Source organism: Ruegeria sp. SCP10 (genome assembly GCF_040329495.1).
Classification (GTDB): Bacteria; Pseudomonadota; Alphaproteobacteria; order Rhodobacterales; family Rhodobacteraceae; genus Ruegeria.
On record NZ_JBDZYF010000084.1, the window covers coordinates 1 to 372 of the forward strand.

At 52.7% G+C, this 372-nt stretch carries 1 protein-coding gene; it reads left to right on the plus strand.

The window, feature by feature from the left end:
- Positions 1 to 369: integrase core domain-containing protein (locus tag ABLN87_RS22380; protein ID WP_353014321.1), on the plus strand; the 369-nt coding region annotated here is incomplete at its 5' end.
- Between the last annotated feature and the right edge of the window lie 3 nt (positions 370 to 372).

Consider the following 372-nt stretch of genomic DNA (forward strand, 5'->3'; position numbering starts at 1 on the left):
CGTCTGCTCAGCGACAACGGGTCCAGCTACATCTCTGGTGAGCTTGCCGAATGGCTGGAAGATCAGAAAATGGATCATGTTCGAGGGGCGCCATACCATCCGCAAACTCAGGGAAAGATCGAGCGTTGGCACCAGACTCTCAAGAACCGCATCTTATTGGAAAACTACTATCTGCCCGGTGACCTTCAGCAGCAGATCGATGCTTTCGTCGATCACTACAATCACCGGCGCTACCACGAAAGCTTACAAAACCTCACGCCCGCTGATGTCTACTTCGGGCGCGGACAGACCATTCTAAAACAACGAGAGAGGATCAAACGAAAGACCATCGAAACCCGGCGCTTGCTTCACCGCAAATCCGCCGCATAATCA